Below are 16,051 nucleotides of genomic sequence, written 5' to 3'. Positions count from 1 at the left end.
AAATAGTACCGTTATCATATATTACTGAGTAAAGTACGTCTTGAGCGCTTTATTTAAATCATGAAAGCGTATAGGTTTAGTAAGCACCTTATCCATTCCAGCATCTAAGCAAGTCACCTTATCTTGGTTAGATGCATTGGCAGTTAAAGCAAATATAGGTATATTTAGCCCCAATTTATTGCGAATTATTTTTGTCGCAGTTATCCCATCCATGATAGGCATCATCATATCCATTAAAATTAAATCATAATGCTGATCATTTAATTTATCTAATGCCACTTGCCCATTATCCGCTAGTGTAACATCATGATTTAACTTTTCTAAAAAGGCCTTAACAAGAACTTGGTTTGTTGTATTATCCTCGACGACTAAAATAGACAGCGATTTTAATGTGAATTCCTTATCTGTGCTGTGGTCAACTTCTTCATATATCTGGTAAGGTATGCTAATTGAAAAAGTTGTTCCTATATTTAAAACGCTATCAACGTTAATAGTTCCATTCATTAATTCAATCAAACTCTTCGTTATGGTTAGGCCTAAGCCTATGCCCTGTTGCCCTCGGTTTACGCTGTTATCAGCTTGATTAAATGCATCAAAAATTGAATCTATTTTGTCATTAGAAATACCTTGTCCAGTATCACTCACCTCAAACTTTAAACAGTTCTCAGCACAAAATGCATGTAAGTGAATAGTACCTACTTCTGTAAATTTAAACGCATTGCCTAAAATATTAAATAAGATTTGTCCTAATCTAATATCATCAATTAACACGAGTTTAGGTAGTGTAGGTGAGATATCTGTATTAAAAACAATACATGAAGATTTCTCGGTAATTAAAAATTGCGCCGCAATATTTTTTGCTAATGATGCAACATTCGTAGGTCTAAGCTCTAACTCTGCAGTTCCTGATTCTATCTTTGAAAAATCAAGGACATCAGAAATAATACCTAATAATAAGTCTGCACTACTATTGGCGTAGTTTAACCAACGTGTTTGTTTTTGGGTCAACTCAGTATCTGACAGCAGCTCTAGCATTCCTAAAATAGCATTCATGGGGGTTCTGATTTCATGAGACATCACAGCTAAAAAAAGAGATTTAGCTGTGCTCGCTTCTTCGGCTCTTTCTTTGGCTTGCTGCAGAGCTTGCTCTCTATCTTTAGCAACGGTTATATCTTTAGCGATACCTAAATAGCCGATGTAATTTCCTTGCTGATCGTATTGTGGCTTTCCACTTAAGGAAACCCATGCATTTGGGTCGCTATCTATCTCGAATTCGAAGTCAAGGAACTCCTCTTTACACACTAATAAGTGATTAAACTGAAGCCATTTTTTGTGCTGTTTTTTTTCATTTTCAGTCACAATTCCATCAAAGGTTTTATTAGTAAATTTTTTATGATAAATCTTATGATAATTATCATTGCTCAGTACATTTAAAAATATATTATTGGTATCAGTACGCCAGAACCACTCACTTGCAAAATCTTTAAATAAGTCGCTGCGTAGTGAGTAATCTCGAAGCAAGGATTGTGAAATATCCATTTTTACTTTTGTACTTGCAGAGTGCTTTATAAATAAAAAAAACTGTTGCAATAAAATGTCGATAAGCTGAAGCTCAATAAATTGATACCAGCATTCTTTTAATACACAAGTAAAGACTAAAAAATCACGATGTGTAATCTCATAAAGAGCATTAACTTTCACAGCGTCAGCTTTTATTCGTGATCCTTTTGGATAAAATAATTCGGAGCTATCTATTAAATCATTAACCTTAAGAACGGTAGAATTACTATAAAGTACAGAGTAGCTGTTACCTTGTTTTCCTAATATGGCACACTTATCATAATCTATATAATTACAAAGAATTTTTTTTAAGTTGTCATATGCATCTTGTTCATCCTTGCTGGTTGTTATAAGTGCTAAATCGTCTTTGAGTCTACTTGAGCTATAGTTGTTTTTTATTTGCACTTATCACCTATTTATAATATGCATTGCACATTGCAAATATAGATGCTCTTGTTGTTTTTATCCACTAAGTTTAATAATTTTGTTCTTTAATTTTCATTAGCTTACAAAGTAACTTAATCATGGAATAAATAATGCTGTATATAAACAACATTATTAAGGTGATTAAATTATGAAAATAGTATGTTTAGGTGGTGGCCATGGTTTAGCGCAGGTCTTAAGTGCAATAAGACCATTATGCAGTCAGTTGTCAGCAATTGTTGCTACGACAGACAATGGTGGTAGCACTGGACGGATACGAGAGGCCCAAAAATGTGTAGCATTAGGCGATATTCGTAGGTGTTGTTTACAATTGACAGATGATCAGTCTCTTATTCATTCTATTTTCAAACATAGGTTTGATGGTGGTGAATTAGATGGCCATAGTCTTGGTAACTTAACCTTATTAGGGCTGACTCAGCTGACAGAATCACCAACTGAAGCGGTAGCTTGGTTTAATGCAATGTTAGGAAATGCTGAGACAATTTATCCAATGTCAGATCAACCAACAGATTTAGTCGCAACACTACAAAACGGTGAACGTATAGTCGGTGAATGTGAAATAGATGCTCTTACAGAGATACCGAATACCATCAGTTTGTCTTCAAACATAAAAGCAGCCCCAGGCTCAGTAGATGCAATTATGGACGCCGATCTTGTTTTAATTGGTCCAGGTAGCTTAATAACAAGTGTTATGCCTTCTTTGCTAATTCCTGAAATAGCCGATGCAATTAAAAAAACATCGGCATGCAGAATATTTATTGAAAACATCACTACAGAAAAAAGTGTTATGAAAAATATACCATTAAATGGCGTAGACTGGCTAGAAACCCAACTTGATTATCAGTTTTGTGACTTAAGTATTTCAGCGGAAGCAATAAACGATATTTTGCTCCATTTTAATGAAGAAATTAAAGTAAACGACCAACAGCATGATATTAGCCAGCTGAGTCAGGTATTTTCAGAGATTCTAAAGATACCTATGCGCGATCACAGTACATCAGCTACCATTAATTAGTCGCTCTGCGTGTTTAAAGGTGGTAAGACTTTGATGCTCAGCTTGTGAAATCAGGTTGCTTAATTGAGAGTCGAATTGTCGCTCGTTTGCTTTGACCTCAATTTGGCCGCAAAGCTTGCCTAATTCGAGCGCACCATAGCTTAGACTGCTGCTTTTTAAGCTGTGCGCATTAATTTCTATTTCTTGCTGTTTTGTTGGGTCTATTAGGTTATCGATTACTTTTTTAGACTCTGTAACATAGACTTGTAATAATTTTTTTGCCAGTTCAGGGCCAACATCTTGTTCGAGCTGCGAGAATACAGTGTTATCGATCATTCCTACTCCTTGGAGGTGTTATGTATTATAAAGTGTTGTTGTTAATAGATTCTTCACTGTTAGGTGGTGTAGAAACCCATATAATTGAGCTTAACAAACTTTTAAAAAAAAACCAGATAACATCGACAGTTTTATTTATTCAAGATCATAACAATGAACCTTTTTACGCGCTTCTAGATGACGCTAACATCAGCTATACATTTTCGGACGGCAGCTACACTACGACAGCCAGATTAGTAAATCAAATAGATATAAATACGGTTTTACATACACATGGTTACAAAGCGAGTATATACGGTAAGTTAATTTGCAAATTACATGGTAAGCGCTGTGTTTCTACCTATCATGCAGGAGAAGCTGGTAAAGGTAAAGTATGGTTATATAATCAGTTTGATACCCTTATGAGCTATTTTTCCATCAATTTTGCTGTATCTTCACTTATAAAAAACAAAATATATAAAGCACAATTACTCGAAAATTTTATTGAATTTAAGTCATCTAACGTACAAAAAATGAATGGCGGCATTTTGAATATTGGCTATGTTGGGCGCTTATCTTACGAAAAAGCACCAGATAAATTTACTCAACTTTCAGAGATGTTTAAAAACAACTTAGGTGTGCAGTTTCATCTATTTGGTGAAGGCCCAATGAAAGACAAACTGAACCTTAGCTATCTAACTTACCATGGCTTACAACCCCAGGATAAAATATGGAAAACTATCGATGTTTTATTAATTTGTTCTTTGGAAGAAGGTTTACCTATGGTATTGATTGAAGCCATTGCCAATAATGTTCTCGTAGTCAGTACGCCAGTTGGTGAAGTACCTAACATTATTGAAAATAACATTACAGGTTATTTACTCAAGAATCATACAGTTCAAGAGATGTATCGAGTATTGAACTTAATAAGCAAGCAGAGCTCAGTGGAAATTAATAAAATAAAAAACGCAGCATTAATATCAGCTAAACCGCGCTTTTGTGGCGATCTACAATTTAACTTATTACAACAGGCGTATAAAACTAGCTTACCGCGGACTCTTCCCAGCCTTTAATTTTTCTATAAATAGTCGATGGACTCACATCCAACAATGCAGCAGCCTTTGGGATATTGTTATTGCAAATTGAAATTGCATTTTCGATGTAGCGTTTTTCCACAACCCATAACGGCTCTATCTGGTTTTTATCATTTAGTTTTGCCGGTTTGTTTAGCTCTTCATTTATGTGCTCATGCTGATTGAAAGGCGAAACACTGTTAAGCTTATTAACCGCGTTATGAATAGGCGATGTAGATGGAAAAATTGGGATCATACTTATTTCAATAAACTCGGCATTATTCAAGACTATTATATTACGAATAGTATTTTCGAGTTGTCTTACATTTCCAGGCCACTCATAGCGTTCAAATAAGCTTTTAACTTCAGCAGACATACCTTTATAAACGCGACCTTCTTCTTTACTGATCTTTTTAAATAATGCATCTGCAACTTCTATTACATCATTCTCACGGTCCCTTAAAGGTGGCAATGAAATTGGAATTACATGTAAGCGATAATATAAATCCTCTCTAAAACGCCCGGCTTCTACTTCAAGCAATGGATCTCTATTCGTTGCACAAACAAAACGTACATCTACTTTTGTCTCTTTCTCACTGCCAACTTGTTGATAGCATCCAGTCTGAATAAAACGTAATAATTTACTCTGCAGATTGATATCCATTTCGCAAAGTTCATCTAAAAATAGAGTTCCGCCGTTCGCTTGGCCAGCTGCACCTTCTCTATTCGATATTGCGCCGGTAAATGCACCTTTTAAATGGCCAAAAATTTCGCTTTCGATCAAATCTTTCGGTATTGCAGCACAATTCAACGCTACAAAAGGTTTATTTGATCGAGGCGATGCTAAATGTACGGCTTTTGCGCATAACTCTTTACCGGTTCCACTTTCGCCAGTTATAAATACCGTTGCTTTACTTACCGATGCAGAATTAATTATCTGATAAACAGATTGCATAACACGAGAGCTACCAATTAAATCAAAATATTTTCCATTTTCATAAGTTGTCTTATAAGTTTTGACTGTTTGTTTTAATGCTTTTAACTTTAATGCATTATTAACTGTAATTCGAAAACGATCTGCTTCAATAGGTTTCTCTAAGAAATCACTAGCACCTAACTTAATCGCTTGTATAGCCATTTCTTTTGTCGCATGGCCAGTTAACACAATAACTTGAGGTGAATTTTCCGTACTAAAAGAAGATAAAATATCTAAGCCATTCATATCAGGTAACATTACATCTAAAATAACTAAATCAGGCTGAAATTCATCGAGGGCATCCAACGCTTGTTGACCCGTATGAGCAATCTTTGTATTAACACCTGTCGGAATTAAATAAGATTGGTACATAAGTGCTAAAGATTCTGTATCTTCTATTATTAAAACTTTAGGGGGCATAAAGTACTTCCTTTTGGTTACAACCAACTACAGAATATAGGATCTCTTACTACAGCTTAGTGTGTATTAGGTAGATTTGTAAACACTAATAGTAAAATGCTAGCTAATTACTATCAAAGACGCATCATCTATCTCTTTTGTTAACGATACTTGTGTACTACGCCAAAGCTGTTCTGCGTATTCATTATGCGCTAATTCCCCCCCGGGCAAATTTACACGCAGTGAAGTAATATCATCTTGCTGAGTTTCTCTATTCTCTAGCCACCCGTCAGTGTAAAGTAATATATGCTCAATATCGTCCATGGGATAATCAAACAACTTATAATGATGATCTTTTGACAAACCTAATAATGGATCTGTGCCTTTTAAATCAATTATCTCCCCTTTTTTAGTAATTATAACTGGTGATGGGTGGCCTGCATTTAACCAGTAAAAGCGATTATTGTTAATAAAGGCGATCAGTAATGTAACTATGCTTGATTTACATATTTTTTGATCATAAAGCGCTTTGTTTAAACTTGGTAATAATGAGGTAAGAGATGGATTACTAGATAAATAACCACTTATGAACCCTTTAACAGCAAAACTTTCTTTTAGTGCCTGAAGGCCATGTCCCATCATATCACCCAATACAATTGGCTGTAGTTCATGTTCAGGTAGCATACAAAAATCCCCCCCATTATTGGTCGTTATTGAACCAAAAACACGGGCTTTTCTATTATTTTCAATATCAATTACTGCTGGTGTTTGGTTATCGGATGTATAATATTTTAAAGCCGAGAAACGATGTATAACGCGCTCAATACTTTGTAATAGGCGCATCTTTTTTACTGGCTTAATTAAGTAATCATCAACACCAAGGTGATTAATTGTTCTTATAACTTCTTCACTATCATCCCCTGTAAGCATCACTACTGATAGTTGCATTTTTAAATTTGATTGGTTTAATTTTTTTAGCAGCGGCTCACATGTGCCTTGTTTTAGCTTGTGATCGAGTAATAAAATAGTGGCGCCCGATGTTAAAATTGCTTGCCAACCTGATTCAATATCAAGACAGGTAATAACCTGAAAATAAGGTGTTAAATAGGCCTCTAACAAAGCGAGTTGGCTTTTATCATCATCTATATAAATAAGCGTAGGACGCTTATCTATATTCTGTAATGTAAATGAGAAATAATTGTATTCTTCATAAGTACGATATGACGCTTTAGGATAGTAATGCCTTATAAGAGCAACTCCCATGCCCCCTTCAACAAGTTCCCCACTCCCTATATCCCAGTTTGAATCATTGTTAGCGAATAAATCATATGGCTCTAAATTATCAATGAACTCTAAAGTAATTTTTTTATCATCGCTGCGATATATCTTTAAAGTCAGGCTTTCTATTACATCACTCATATTATGACGAATTAGATTTGTTAAATATTCCGTACTCACCAAACCGGCAGAATCTATATCGCTATTACGTACCGATAAAGCAGTTAAAACATGTTTAAGTACTTGGCGTATTTCGCTTACTGCTGACCACTGTAATGTGAACTTTCGTTGATATAATGTATCCATAATTGGCTCAATAGGGATGAAATAACCATTGCTGGCGGTTAATTTTATTAATTAAAAAACGTGTAAGTCGTGGCCATTTATGCTGCCTTGCTTTTAAGGAAGCAATCATTCTAACGCCTAGTGGTGCAAATTTATGCTGGCCAATAATTATTCTTATATGTTTATGCGCCGCATGTTTTAAATTCTTAACAGCACTGCATAATGATTCTTCATCATTCACACCTAAAGCAACTGTAAGAAGTGTTAAGTCAGAGCATAAACTAAGCGCATGCAATGGAACATTCCCTCTGTTTCGTTTTAATGCAGGTGACATATCAAGTAAAATATAGTCGTATTCTTGTTTTAGTCTATCAATTCCATCGTTTAATATTTGCTTGTTTTTGACTGATTCAGTTTCACTTAAATTTTGCATCGTCAACAAGTCAACATGCTGATACTTAACAATGTTCAGTTGGCATGAAATATCGCTGAAGCACCATTCGTTGCTAAGAGATGGTAAGGAGTTCCCTATTTGAAAAGGATGTAACGGGTTTAAATCAATGATTAAAACTTTTGCTCCTTGTGCATTAAGACGTCTTGCAATACTTGCACATAGTGATGATGAGCCTTCTTCGCCAGATAATGACATAAAAGTTATGCATCGGGCTTGGTGGCTATTAATTTCATTACACACCTCTTCGAGCTCTTGATATTGAACAGGAATTAGTTTCATAGGCCAACCACTAAAGCAATTATTGTTACAAAATCAAGAAAGTTGGATCTAAACTGGCTAAGTAAGTCTTGACCTTTATCAGGTACATATAACGTATCGCCCGCTCGCAATACCGGTAAATTTACGGAGTTTGGGTTTTTAACAAAAGCTTCTAAATCAAATACCCTAGATTGCTCCTTGCAGCAAGAGTGATTTACAACGACTATTTTATCAATTAATGCCGAACTTGAAGGACCGCCAGCTTCGGCTAGTGCATCAAGAATACTCATTGTGTCATTAAAAGTATAACGCCCAGGTTTTTGAACAGCCCCCATAATTCTAACTACTTGTTCTTTGGGAGTACGCAACCAATCTTTATCTTTTTCTGGAACGAATATGGTGTCGCCTGGTAAAACGTGCGGAAACAATGTTTCATCGCCAGTCTCAAAATACAGGGCTAGGTCAAGTTTACTAACACGTGCTGTATTGCCATTTCGATGGGTGATTCTAATGTTACGAAGATCAGCGTTTGCGTTTGGACCATCCGCCGCAGCTAAAATATCAATAAAGTGCATGTTGTCATTAAATGCGTAGCGACCCGGAGAGCCAACTTGACCCATTATATAAATAGACTTGCTAGATTCTTGACGTATCCACTGTGACTTATTGTTTCCAGGATCGACGGGTAACTCTTCAACAATAATTGTGTCACCAGCAATTAATTGAGGTAATGTTAATTGGCCATCTGTGATTGTGTATTTTTCTAAATCGAAGCGCTGTGTCACATCACCATTTCGGACAATTTTTATATCATTAATGTTTGCGCCTTTAGTCGGCCCCCCCGCATGCGCTAGTAAATCGGTGAAGTCCATCTCTGTGCTCCATTCATAGCGACCTGGGGATGTAATAGCACCAATAATTTTGATTGCTCTTTTGGGTGGGATTTTAAGCCAGCTTTTTTCATTTTGATCTGTTTTTTCTGGAACAAAAATTACATCACCTGGGTTCAAATCTGGTACTGTTACTGACGTTAAGCCTTCACTATAACCTTGAAGGTCAAAAAGAATACTTTCCCCATCAGGTGTTAATATTTTAATTTGTCGAGTTTCAGCAAAACGAGTTGGTCCACCTGCATTAGCTAATATATCCAAAAAATTAGTGCTGTCAGCTGCCTCATAAGCGCCAGGTTTTTGTACTTCACCCATTATATATACAGTGCGTGAAGTTGTATTTACATCATCAACCATAATAGGGACATATACAGTGGAACCTGATTTTAACCTAGGCATGGTGTCATTATTAGGTTTATCAAGATACGCTTTTAAATCAAAAATTATGGGCGTTTTATCATTAATTACACGGATTTTAGTTACATCAGCGTAACGTGTTACCCCTTCAGCTCTCATTAAAGCGTCTAGTACGCTCATCTGTTCTTTGAAAGAGAAAATTCCTGGATTATGAACCTCTCCTAATAATGTAATTGCACTGTTATCGCTTGCGTCACCAGATGCACTTAATGTTTGTGCGTCAAAGTCAATTTGTACATTACCAAGTAATGGCGATACTGGCACAAATACTGTATCTGCACTTTTAAGTTTCGGCAGTAATTTGCTATTACCAGAATCAAGATACGCTTTGTAATTAAACTCTATAACTTCTTCACCTCGACGAATTTGTAGACGATCTAACTGAGCCCCTGGTTTTAAATCCCCCGCCGCAGATATAACCATTTGAATATTTCCATCAAATGGGATACTCACTTGTGAGGGAGTATTAACATAACCTAATACATTGATAATAATGTCACGAGATCTTACTTCCACGTAAAAATCTTCCATTGCCACATAAATATCGCTTAGGAGCGTTTTTAACTCACCTTCAACTTGACTTACTTGTTTATTAATAACAATCACCTTACCAATTTCAGGTAATAAAATGGTGCCGTCTTTATTAACTTCAAATACATTTTCGAATTCAGGTTCTCCAGGTAAATACAAAAATAATTTATTGCCCACTTCAATATTTCTAGTGTTATTTTCATTACTTAAGCAAACACTAGAATAGCTCAATAGAATAGTTAAAATGATCACAATAAACTTCATACTAATACTCCTTCGGACCATTTAATATTTTGGTCCAATTAGATAAAGATTTAGCTTTAGGGTTGGTAGATTCATCATCTGCTGTAATATCAATTACAATCGCTTCGACTCTTCTGTCAGAGTGACGTTTAGCAAATGAATCAGCATCACTACTATAAGGCTTTAGATTACCTTGAGTTAGGGTTGTTATGTATTCAGGATTTACACCATAAATACCAAGCCAATGCTTTACTGTTTCTGCTCTTTTGAGTGCCAGTTCAAAATTATCATTCCGAGTGCCGGATTCATCAGTATGACCAATTAATAATAGTGATATATTTTTAACTTGTTTAATTAAGTCTGATGCCTGTGCTAGCTGGGCCATGTATTTAGGCGTAATTTGAAAATCATCAACAGCAAATTGATTATCACTGTTAAGTAGGTTTTTAATTTGATCTCTAATTGACCGTGTTGCTTTTTCTTGAGCCTCAACTTTTACACCCGCACAAGATGTCATTTTGCTTACAGTTTCAAAATGATTACTCAACTGTGTTAGAGCATGATGATGTATTAATAAATCATGCTCTGCGTCTTGCCACATTTGTGCAGACACTAATCTTCTAATACGATTTTCATAGATTTGTGCTCTAAGCAATTGTCCTGGCATGCATTGTTGAATCCCTTGAGCTTTAAGTAAATCAAGTTTTAGTACTTGGTGCTCAAATTCACTAATAACGAGGGTTTCTTCTGATTGGAAGATCCTATCTTCTTGTTCATCCGTTAACGGGTAATTTTGATATCTTTCAGCCCATCCACCTTGCCCTTCATCTGGCCAAGAAGCACAGCCTCCCATTAATATTATTAAAACTAAACATATTATGTGCTTCAAATTCATAGTTTGTCCTTAAATTACGTCAGACTGCTCGATAAATGGAATTGTTTTATCTACACGTAACAAGCTCATCAGTTTATGGGGTTGCCCTGATACGTTTAGCAAAGCTAGTTTTTGTCCATTTTTTTCAATGCGCTTATATAAAAAGACCATCGCACCAATACCTGATGAATCAATAAATTCAGTTTTAGAGAAGTCTAAAATAATCTGCGGTTCAGGACTGTGAGCTAATTGCTCAAATTGATCTTTAAATGTATCGACGGTTAGGCCTGAGAAATCTGTGGGGAGTGCGATAATTTGAATATCGCTATTTTCATTAGTTGATGAAGTCATAATATTAACCTTTATGTTGTTAGCTAATTAAATATAGTACAACTTAAGTGCCAATGTTTAACTTATTGATATATAAATGATAAAGATTAAGGAATGAAAATAAATACGCAAAATGCAACATAACTATAGTCATCCTTTGCATTTTGCGAACTTGTTTGGCGGCTTTATTGCCCTTTCCCAGTAAAAACAACGATAAAAGTTTTAGTTAAAATTGATATTTCCATTTTTAACCAGGACATTGGCGACGATAAACTGAGTACATAGGCATAATCCCACCCTATTTTATTTCTCGCATCTTCTAAGGTTTCATCATAACCATTCATTACTTGCGCAAGGCCTGATATGCCGGGTTTGATGCCATAAGTTCGTTGACAAAAGTATGGGATCTCTTTTTCTAATTTACCGTAAAATATAGGCCTTTCTGGTCTTGGGCCTATTAAAGACATATCGCCTCGTAATACATTCCACAATTGCGGCAATTCATCAATTCGGGTTTTACGAATAAAGCGACCAACCGGCGTTATCCGAGGGTCATCTTTCGAAGCCCAGACAGCACCACTTACAGCTTCAGCATCAACAACCATCGAGCGAAATTTATAAACATTGAATAAAGAGACGAATGTATCTGTGCTTTCACCAACCCTAAATTGTTTAAATAGCACAGGCCCTTTCGACGTTGATTTAATAACTATGGCTGTAGTAAGCAGAATAGGAAGCACAAGAACTAACCCAACAATTGACCCAATGATATCAATTACTCGCTTAATAACTCTAACTACCGGAAATTTTTGTTTCGATAATGTATTTACACGTCGCCATGGCTTATTAAAACTACCAAATTCATATTTAATAATGCCTAAGAGCGCCATAAAATAGCTATTGATGATATAGATAACTTTGTCGACAATGGGGATTTTTTTTTGCACATTAAAAAGGCGTTTTATAAAGTCAATACTATGTATCGTTATTATTCCAGTACTTATTAATATAGCCCAAGGTGCATGGATAAGTATTGCAGCACAAAAAACGGTAATATAAATTGCAGCTAAGATTAGCGGCATCACCCCGCGCAGTACTTTATGCGAAAAAAAGTTAATAAACGTCCAGCCTAACCTAGGGTTGAGCAATGACATTAAAGATTTTATTTGCTGCCAGTTACCAGCCCCCAACCTCACGCGACGAGCATAGTCTTGTGCTTGTTGATCCGAGTCCAATTCATATATAACAATATCTTTATCGATGACTGCTTTGCCGCCACTTTGCATAGCTCGCATAGATAAGACAAAATCGTCATTAATTGTTCCATTCTCAAGCTCAAATGCATGATCAGATCTCATCGCAAACATTGCACCAGGCACTCCAATTACAGCACCACGTTCAGATTCCATCTGTTTAAGTTTATTTTGATATTGCCAGTAACCTTTTTGTTCATTTGTCGCTGCTTCATCAAGTGTATATAGCCCGGTGGTCACGGTAACATCAGGGTCTTCAAATTGGTTTGCGATTTTATTTAATGCATCAATGCTTAGTAATGCACTAACATCTGAAAACAATAAAATATCGTATTGTGAACGAGCAATATTTATTAAGGTATTAATACCTTTAATTTTCCCTTGGTTATCTGGGTTTACATGAAAAAAACAGTTTACTTGTTGATCAAAAAGAGATGCTTGAGCCTTTTGCGCTAAATCAAAGCTATTATCTGTACAACCATCGAAATAGACATGTATATCAAATTTTGTTGTCGGATAAAGTAAAGAAGCAAGGTTATGCAGCTTTTCACTTATATGTGCCTGTTCATTATAAACACACATTAATATTGCAATAGTGGGTAATTCATCCGTATTTACCGCAGTATTGTCTGTCGCTTTATCTTGAGGCTGCGAAGCAAGCTCTGGTTTTAATAACCTGAGTAGTAATGGATAGCCTAAGTGGTGGTATAATACGATACTCACCAACAAAATGAAGATAACCATAAATATTTCCATTTTTTATTCCTTAAACTGTCAAACCTGCATATAAGTTATCGTATTGGCTACTCATTCCCTTAGCATCTGCAAGAGCTATAACATGATTTCGAATTGGCATACCACTTATTAGAGTTGTTGCTTTAATCAACGCGGGAGCTAAATTATGAGGCTCTGATGCAGACACTAGAATACCTTGCTCTGGAGTTACTACTTCATGAATACCACCTACATCAGAGGCAACGATAGGTTTACCACATGCCATAGCTTCTAATATAGATAATGGCAGTCCTTCTCGTTGTGAAAACAAACACATAACATCAATACTGGAATAAAAGACTTCCATATTCTGAACGTTCCCTAGAAAGTGAACCCGTTCTTGTAAACCCATTTTCAAAGTCAAAGCATTTAATGTGCTTTTTAAACTCCCATCACCGGCAAAAACTAAATGATAATCGCTAGGAAGATCCAGCAAGCTCATGATTAGATCTTTATGTCCTTTACCTTCCTCTAAACGTGCAGAACATCCAATGAGTGTTGCAAATTTAGGTAAGCTGAATTCATATCGTGCATGATCACTGTCAATTGATGAAAACTTACAGCAATCAACGCCATTTAAAATAGTTGAGTCTGTGTTAATGGCTGTTTTTGAATGGAAGTCATCAGCAACAACTTTTGCATCGGCAACCCAGTGTACATTTGATAAACTATTTAGCGCTTTAGTAATAAAACGTTGTTTAAAGTTATTTAAATACCATGCATCATGTACTGTCGATAGGTGCTTAAGTTGGTTATTCTTAGCTGAAACACAGGCAAGACCTCCGTAAAGCATTGGTCCAATATGATGGCTATGAATAATATTAATATTGTATTGCTCAACTAACTCAACTAGTTTGTTTACAACATCCAGTTTAAAGCCAGGTTGTTTGTCTAAACAGATTATTTGTGGATTAAGCTCAGCAAGTTCAGGCCACGAAGCTATAGCGGTGTCTTTATCTCCTTCTAAAGCGACAATAATGCTACTTTGGCTATAACGACTTTTTTGTAATAAAGTGACGGCCATTTTTTCAAGACCACCAATTTTAAGATGTTGTACTAAGTGCATAACCTTCATGATAATTCACCCTCTTTCACCATATTTTGATCACTGTGTTCAAACTCAAAATCGTTATCAATAATTGGTAATACTGTAACGACTTCACAACATGCTAGCTTTTCAATAGTCTGTATATCCTTCAATCTACTATCACAAAGTACAGCAACGAACACACTCGCTATACCTGTAAAAATACCTAGAAACACTCCCACGATACTTGATAAAATAAGTGAAGTATTAATTGGCTGAGTAGGACTATATGCCCGCTCGATATTTTTAACTTTATCCGGGCCTTCATATTTAACTAACTTACCCGTGACTTTGGCCATTTCGTAACGGCTCAGCATGTCTTTATAAAGTGACTGCTTCACGTCATAGTCACGCTCTAATTTTCTTAATTGCTTTTCAACATCGCTCGTTACTAATAGCCGATTGCTAACCAGTTCAACTTGCTCAGAAAGCATCTCGAATTCCTGCTCTTGCTGAAGTACTTGATTCTTTGCCTCTTCAAGTGCTAAAAGTTGTGAAACTAAAACACTGGTTTCGTTATTTTTATCTGTGGGTAAGGTATTAACCATTTGCCAAAGTTGATCGATGTTCTCTATATCAACCTCTTTACTGGTTTCAAGTAAAGCCTGCTGTCGGTTTTTAAGATTCGTAAGTGCCCTTTTTTTTTCAACAACTTTACTGTGTTTGTCGGTATAGCGTGATCTTAATGTACTCAGTTCTGATTCAGTTCTAATTATTTTCTCTTCAATTCGTCCAAGAATGGGGTTTGCTTGTCCCATTTTGTTCATTAGTGCTTTAAGTTTAGCTTTAGCCCCTGAAAGTACGATAGATTTCTGTTGCTGATCTGATAGTAATTTATCAAATGTCTGACGGTTACTGTGTAAAACGGCTGGTAACGTGCTGCTATTTTTAGCTTTAAATTGAGCAAGCAACTCTTCAGATAGTTCCAGTTCATCTCTTAAACTCACTAGCTGTTGATAAAAAAATTGCTCAGATGTATCAAGTGAGGCTTTAGTTGGTGCAAGCAAGCTTTCTATAAATTTCTCAACGATTTTTTCCAGTACTGCTTTCATTTGTGTCTGGTCATGCCAAGTAAAATTAACACGTACTAATTCATCGCCAATTAAAGATAATGACAGCGCTTTTGCTAATTTTTGATGTATTTCTTCAACTTCTTTTGGCTTTGAGTTTTCATTAATTAGTTCAGTTTCCCTTGCTACAGTAATCAAGACTTTACGACTTATTACTAATGTGCGAAGTGCGGCCATACGGTCAGACAATTGAAAAGAAAAAGATAAATCATCTAAATAAGGATTTAGTAATGCAGATTCTTCAATTAAAATTGTTGCATGATTCATGTATTGCTTTTGTGCAGTTGCTGACATAACGAAAACGACAATAGGTACAATGCATAGCGGGATCATAAATAGTTTAGCGCGGGTGTACAGAGCGTACAGCGCCAAATAAAGTAACCTTTTAATTTGCTCTTTTACCAACATCTATTTACCACCGATATTTCGCATTTTGCTAATTCGTTTCTCGAATCTATTTGCATTTTGAGAAACTCATCTCTAAAACAAACTATTAAATTAATAGCTGCAGGTTGTGAGCCACAATGATGAAAAATTTAGAGGAAT

General features: G+C 35.8%; 13 protein-coding genes. 2 read left to right on the top strand and 11 right to left on the bottom strand.

The window, feature by feature from the left end:
* Positions 1-21: 21 nt before the first annotated feature.
* Positions 22-1,965 (bottom strand): response regulator, encoded by a 1,944-nt coding sequence (locus HH219_RS21880; protein WP_169326393.1) that lies wholly within the window; start codon positions 1,963-1,965, stop codon positions 22-24.
* A 169-nt stretch (positions 1,966-2,134) separates the two neighbouring features.
* On the opposite strand from HH219_RS21880, the gene yvcK reads away from it, so the two are divergent.
* Entirely contained in the window at positions 2,135-3,019 is an 885-nt protein-coding gene (gene yvcK / locus HH219_RS01240) for a uridine diphosphate-N-acetylglucosamine-binding protein YvcK (protein WP_169326392.1), read from the top strand.
* Here the strand turns inward: yvcK and HH219_RS01235 are convergent.
* Positions 3,002-3,334 carry an Hpt domain-containing protein gene (locus tag HH219_RS01235; RefSeq protein ID WP_169326391.1) on the bottom strand — a complete coding sequence of 111 codons (333 nt, stop codon included), beginning with the start codon at positions 3,332-3,334 and terminating at the stop codon, positions 3,002-3,004. The two genes, yvcK and HH219_RS01235, sit on opposite strands and share 18 nt — an antisense overlap.
* Positions 3,335-3,354: 20 nt before the next feature.
* Between HH219_RS01235 and HH219_RS01230 the strand changes: the two genes are divergently transcribed.
* A complete protein-coding gene (locus HH219_RS01230; protein ID WP_054453560.1) occupies positions 3,355-4,386 on the top strand; it encodes a glycosyltransferase family 4 protein in 1,032 nt (343 codons plus the stop codon).
* Here the strand turns inward: HH219_RS01230 and HH219_RS01225 are convergent.
* The 9 genes from HH219_RS01225 to HH219_RS01185 form a co-directional block, all read right to left on the bottom strand.
* Positions 4,355-5,782, bottom strand: coding sequence for a sigma-54 dependent transcriptional regulator (locus HH219_RS01225; protein ID WP_054204586.1), 1,428 nt, complete (start codon positions 5,780-5,782; stop codon positions 4,355-4,357). The genes HH219_RS01230 and HH219_RS01225 overlap by 32 nt on opposite strands.
* A gap of 99 nt (positions 5,783-5,881) precedes the next feature.
* Positions 5,882-7,345: a SpoIIE family protein phosphatase gene (locus HH219_RS01220; RefSeq protein WP_169326390.1), complete on the bottom strand. Its 1,464-nt coding sequence runs from the start codon at positions 7,343-7,345 to the stop codon at positions 5,882-5,884.
* Between the two features lie 7 nt (positions 7,346-7,352).
* Complete coding sequence (locus HH219_RS01215; protein ID WP_054204584.1) at positions 7,353-8,057, bottom strand: AAA family ATPase; 705 nt, start codon at positions 8,055-8,057, stop codon at positions 7,353-7,355.
* On the bottom strand, positions 8,054-10,138 hold the full coding sequence (locus tag HH219_RS01210; RefSeq protein ID WP_169326389.1) for an SLBB domain-containing protein: 2,085 nt from the start codon (positions 10,136-10,138) through the stop codon (positions 8,054-8,056). Before HH219_RS01210 ends, HH219_RS01215 begins: the two co-directional genes overlap by 4 nt.
* Before the next feature lies 1 nt (position 10,139).
* Entirely contained in the window at positions 10,140-11,012 is an 873-nt protein-coding gene (locus HH219_RS01205) for an OmpA family protein (RefSeq protein ID WP_235575728.1), read from the bottom strand.
* A gap of 9 nt (positions 11,013-11,021) precedes the next feature.
* Positions 11,022-11,342 (bottom strand): STAS domain-containing protein, encoded by a 321-nt coding sequence (locus tag HH219_RS01200; protein WP_169326388.1) that lies wholly within the window; start codon positions 11,340-11,342, stop codon positions 11,022-11,024.
* Between the two features lie 164 nt (positions 11,343-11,506).
* A complete protein-coding gene (locus tag HH219_RS01195) occupies positions 11,507-13,330 on the bottom strand; it encodes a sugar transferase (protein ID WP_169326387.1) in 1,824 nt (607 codons plus the stop codon).
* 10 nt (positions 13,331-13,340) lie between these two features.
* A complete protein-coding gene (locus tag HH219_RS01190) occupies positions 13,341-14,423 on the bottom strand; it encodes a glycosyltransferase (RefSeq protein WP_169326386.1) in 1,083 nt (360 codons plus the stop codon).
* Positions 14,420-15,913 (bottom strand): sugar transporter, encoded by a 1,494-nt coding sequence (locus HH219_RS01185; protein WP_054453546.1) that lies wholly within the window; start codon positions 15,911-15,913, stop codon positions 14,420-14,422. Before HH219_RS01185 ends, HH219_RS01190 begins: the two co-directional genes overlap by 4 nt.
* Positions 15,914-16,051 lie beyond the last annotated feature (138 nt).

Origin of the sequence: Pseudoalteromonas sp. NEC-BIFX-2020_015, from assembly GCF_012952265.1 — a bacterium.
GTDB lineage: Bacteria > Pseudomonadota > Gammaproteobacteria > Enterobacterales > Alteromonadaceae > Pseudoalteromonas > Pseudoalteromonas neustonica.
Note: the sequence above shows the minus strand (reverse complement) of the source record. Positions and strands in the feature narration are given on the sequence as shown.